At 33.5% G+C, this 4,146-nt stretch carries 7 protein-coding genes; 3 read left to right on the top strand and 4 right to left on the bottom strand.

Features of this window, described 5'->3' with window-relative positions:
* Positions 1-127 precede the first annotated feature (127 nt).
* Together BAQ44_RS15770 and BAQ44_RS31075 are read left to right on the top strand one after the other, a co-directional pair.
* Positions 128-301: a hypothetical protein gene (locus BAQ44_RS15770; RefSeq protein WP_000343557.1), complete on the top strand. Its 174-nt coding sequence runs from the start codon at positions 128-130 to the stop codon at positions 299-301.
* A gap of 18 nt (positions 302-319) precedes the next feature.
* Complete coding sequence (locus BAQ44_RS31075) at positions 320-469, top strand: hypothetical protein (protein WP_063261924.1); 150 nt, start codon at positions 320-322, stop codon at positions 467-469.
* 47 nt (positions 470-516) lie between these two features.
* On the opposite strand, the gene BAQ44_RS15760 is transcribed toward BAQ44_RS31075, so the two are convergent.
* Complete coding sequence (locus BAQ44_RS15760; protein WP_071722318.1) at positions 517-1,014, bottom strand: biotin transporter BioY; 498 nt, start codon at positions 1,012-1,014, stop codon at positions 517-519.
* Positions 1,015-1,120: 106 nt separating this feature from the next.
* On the opposite strand from BAQ44_RS15760, the gene BAQ44_RS15755 reads away from it, so the two are divergent.
* Complete coding sequence (locus tag BAQ44_RS15755; RefSeq protein WP_071722316.1) at positions 1,121-2,023, top strand: aminoglycoside phosphotransferase family protein; 903 nt, start codon at positions 1,121-1,123, stop codon at positions 2,021-2,023.
* 2 nt (positions 2,024-2,025) lie between these two features.
* Here the strand turns inward: BAQ44_RS15755 and BAQ44_RS31070 are convergent, their stop codons facing one another.
* The 3 genes from BAQ44_RS31070 to BAQ44_RS15740 all read right to left on the bottom strand — a co-directional run.
* Complete coding sequence (locus BAQ44_RS31070) at positions 2,026-2,187, bottom strand: hypothetical protein (protein ID WP_016088745.1); 162 nt, start codon at positions 2,185-2,187, stop codon at positions 2,026-2,028.
* Positions 2,188-2,285: 98 nt separating this feature from the next.
* A complete protein-coding gene (locus BAQ44_RS15745; protein ID WP_071722314.1) occupies positions 2,286-3,059 on the bottom strand; it encodes a hypothetical protein in 774 nt (257 codons plus the stop codon).
* A 156-nt stretch (positions 3,060-3,215) separates the two neighbouring features.
* The coding region (locus BAQ44_RS15740) for an RNA-guided endonuclease InsQ/TnpB family protein (protein ID WP_071722312.1) at positions 3,216-4,146 on the bottom strand (931 nt) is incomplete at its 5' end.

Raw genomic sequence — 4,146 nt, 5'->3', positions numbered from 1 at the left:
GTCCGTCTCTTTCAAGTTCAAAGAAAATATACAACAGAAAACCGCCGCTCACGATAGAGGGGCGGTTTTCTTTATGCATATTTTTTCTTTGAACGTATAACATAATGAAAAAGAAAGGTGGATACATATGGACGAAAAAGAAAAAAAGCAATCATTCGATGAAGAATTCGCCCCTGAAATTTCACCTGGATATCGACAAGATGTACATAAGCCACCTAAAAATAAAAACACTTCCTTTTTAATGGGTATTACCATTTTCGCTGCTGTACTACTTGTGCTTATCATTTTTGTTTATTTTTAAGGAAAGGTGACATATTATATGAAGAAACAAAATTCCAATCATACGAAAAGTACTGTAAAAACAGAAAAAGGGTATGCAGGTGATTCTGTTCTTACTCAGAAACAAGTCGAACAAGGAAATTTATACATTGCGCAAAAAGAACTTGGTCAACAAAATGAAAACCTTTAAAATCCCTCAAAGAACTGGGGGATTTTTTATCGGCTATTTGTAACACTTTATTGTACATACTGCTTTTGTTCTAGCACCTTAAATATATTATTAACCTTTACAATTTTCATTTCATAACTCAATTTCATTTCGCTTCTCTTACCATTTTCAGTACCCGCAACGTACGCTACAGTTTGATAGAGAAAACTTTCATCCGTCACTTCACGTATATCCTCGTTTATAAATTTATACTCTAAATCTCGAAAACGATTTGGATAATAATTTTCTATTAATCGGTCATACCCTCTATTTAAAAATATTTCTTCAGCTTTTCGTTTCACATCTTCTTTATTTTTAAACTCAAACACAGATAATTGCTCTGTCACAAAATGTTCTCCTACCTTTTTCATTTCATTATGAGTTAAAGTTTCTATACTTTTGTTCTGTAATCCCTTGTTTAACCCGTACTGATCAATCGGTTTATAGCTAGCAAAAACCTCCTCTTTATATGACCAAAACAATCCAAAAGCGATACATAAAGAAGTAATTAGTATTCTTTTCTTCATAACAATCCTGCTCCCTCTTCATAATGATAGTTATATTTTAACATATAGAAAGAAAATTCTGATATCATAAACTATGAATAACTTAACTTAGAAATGAGGAACAATTATGGACTCTTACAAACAATATATAAAAGAAGCTTTGCCTAATCTTTCTATACATTCCTATAAACAAAATGAAGAAGGGTGGGATAATGTAGCTGTTATCGTAAATGATGAACTACTGTTTCGTTTCCCTCGAAAACAGGAATATGCAATGCGAATTCCGTTAGAAAAAGAACTATGCACACTTCTCTCTTGTTCACTACATGAAGTTGAGGTTCCACAGTATCACCTATTATATAGAAATGATACTGATGCGGTTCCACTTTGTAGCTACTATACACTCATTCATGGTGAACCATTAAAAACAGACATAGTAATCAAGCTTGAGGATAAAGAACTACAAACTATTATTACACAATTAGCTACCTTCCTTGCAACCCTACATAGTATTCCTTTAAAACAAGATACAAAGTTAGGACTCCCTGTTGAAAAAACACTTACCTACTGGAAAGAGCTACAAACTAAGTTAAATCAGTATGTTACTAATAGTTTTACTTCGTTACAGAAATCATCTTTAAATCGGTTATTCGAAAATTTCTTTACTTTTATCGATACAACCACTTTTCAAAATACAATTATTCACGCTGATTTTACACATCATCACATTTTATTTAATAAGCAGAACAAAAACATTTCAGGGATTATCGATTTTGGTGATGCTCAAATTGGCGATCCTGCTTTTGATTTTGCTGGGCTATATTATGATTTCGGACGTGAATTTACTACATCAGTATATGAACAATACAGTACGCTTATTTCACACGATGACCCATTACTCATTCACCGCATTACGAGTTTTTATCAATACAGTCCTTTACTACATAATATGATTTATAACTTTGAAACAAAGAATGAACTTGAATTCCTAGCGTGTACAGAGCACCTGAAAGTAATACTACAGGGATGAGATTACATTCTCTCCCTATACTCTCTCTCCTCATACATCATTAACTTTTTATCCATTTCAACAATGACTTGATACAATTGAAATGCTTGTAAAATTTGCAGTTGAATTCCAAAAGGAGCATTCTGTTCTTTTAACCATTGAAATACTTTCGTTTCATCTTTCATTGATTATTCCTCCCTTTACTAAAATCTGCTACAAATATACGATAAATGATGAAAAGCTTTTCATGTCAATAATAAAAAAGGATGCAACATTGCATCCTTTAATGTACGATATTTTTCTTCTGCTTCACTTCTTTTTTTACTTCTTCCCCTTGGCATTCGCTACGAAATGCACAACTTATACACTCAGAACGAAAATGACGCTCTGTATAATGCTCAGGTTGTTGCAGCATTGCTTTCATTCTAGATAAATCAGCCATTCCAGTTATAATATCTTCCTGTTTCGGAACGTACTCGTACTTAGTTCCTTCTATTAAATTAATAACTTCAATTTTTCCTGGAAGAATGCCAAAAGCTTTATAACTGAATACTGTCATTAACTTTTGACAAAGAGCAAGCATTTCCTCATCCGCATCGACAACATACTTTTTAATTACAAACGACTCAGTACTCCACTCACCAACTTCTAATGTCAATGACATGTGGACACCTAACTCTTCCATATATGTTTGAAATTTTTCATATAAAAATAACGGCGGTGTTTGACTATCATCTCTTTCAACAAACTGTAATAAATGATCCGTTAACTTCGCTAACACAATATAATACTCCGTCTTTGAAGCAAACATATTAATCCTTACTTTTTTCCAATACTTTTCTATTAATATTAAAAGTACGATTTTCGTTTGTTGGCCCGCAGGTAGTGTGTAATATTCGTTAATAATTCGATTCACAATCATTTGTGCGATTTGTTGCCATTCAAACGAAGAAGGTTCTCTTCTTTTTATATGACGGAAATAAAATTTATGCGGACAACGCATAAAATCATACAAATGATAATCTGTCATCGTTTTGATTGCGATTTTCTCATGCACTTGCTCTTCATCTCCGATACGATAAACTTAACTAAATCTATACAATTCAATCAAATCCACACAAGTTAGTGCTTCATCGTGTTCTCGCAGCCCCAAAGGGACGAGGGGTATAACACTCCACACGAGGCAGTATCGTTACCTCCTATTATCAAGCATTTATTGTACCCATCTTGATAAATTTATCGACGCATTTACATCCCTATCATGATGGCTATTGCATGAAGCACAACGCCACTCACGTATTTTTAAACTCCACTGTCCTTCTGGTTGAACTGAATGGTCGTATTTTACTCCGCAACATGAGCAAATCTTGCTGGAAGCGAACGATTTATCAACTTTTACATACGCAATGCCATACTTCTCGCATTTGTATGATAAACATTGAAAGAAGAAGTTTAATTTTTGAAAGGAAAGTGCTTTCGATAGTTTTTTGTTTTTTAACAGGTTTGAGATAAATAAGTCTTCCACAACAATTCTCATTGGTTTGGTTTTCACCAATTTAGCTGTTGCTTGATGGATATGGTTATTTCGGATATTCGTAATTTTCCTAGATAACCGCAGGTGCTCGATTTTTGCCTTTTCATATCCGGCAGATTGAACTTTTACACCTTTTTTAAATCTCCTAGACATATCTCTTTGCGCTGACTTTTTCCTTTTCAAAAGTTTTTTAACCTTAGCATCTTTGTTTATATTTCGTTCTTTCATACCATTAGAAGCTACAAACAGATCTTTTAAACCAACATCCACACCAATCGACTCATTCGTTAATTCCTGTGATTCAAAGTCTTCTTGGAATCCTACACTAATCCACCAGTGACGACCGTCAAATGTAACTCTTGGATTGGATGGCTTTTTGTTTCTTGGTAGTTGCTGGCTTGTTTTCACTTCTCCAATAGACTGAATATGAACTACTTTCTTTCCTATAATCAGCCTTTCATAATTGGCATAAAATCCTTGGATTACATCTTTTTTGGATTTATAAGAAGTGTGAGAACCATTTTTGTACTTTTCGAAAGAATTTTTCCTCGGCGTATCAAAATCTTTTGAAGCCTGTTTGGGAACTTGTGCATTGATGTCTTTTAACCAT

The sequence above is a fragment of the Bacillus mobilis genome, from assembly GCF_001884045.1.
GTDB lineage: Bacteria > Bacillota > Bacilli > Bacillales > Bacillaceae_G > Bacillus_A > Bacillus_A mobilis.
The sequence above is the reverse complement of the archived record's forward strand: the minus strand, read 5'-3'. Positions and strand labels throughout refer to the sequence as shown.

Bases quoted from the DNA above. Each gene is read 5' to 3' on its own strand.
- BAQ44_RS15755 (WP_071722316.1), top strand. From the start codon at position 1,121: ATGGACTCTTACAAACAATATATAAAAGAAGCTTTGCCTAATCTTTCT.
- BAQ44_RS31070 (WP_016088745.1), bottom strand. From the start codon at position 2,187: ATGAAAGATGAAACGAAAGTATTTCAATGGTTAAAAGAACAGAATGCT.
- BAQ44_RS15760 (WP_071722318.1), bottom strand. From the start codon at position 1,014: ATGAAGAAAAGAATACTAATTACTTCTTTATGTATCGCTTTTGGATTG.
- BAQ44_RS31075 (WP_063261924.1), top strand. From the start codon at position 320: ATGAAGAAACAAAATTCCAATCATACGAAAAGTACTGTAAAAACAGAA.
- BAQ44_RS15770 (WP_000343557.1), top strand. From the start codon at position 128: ATGGACGAAAAAGAAAAAAAGCAATCATTCGATGAAGAATTCGCCCCT.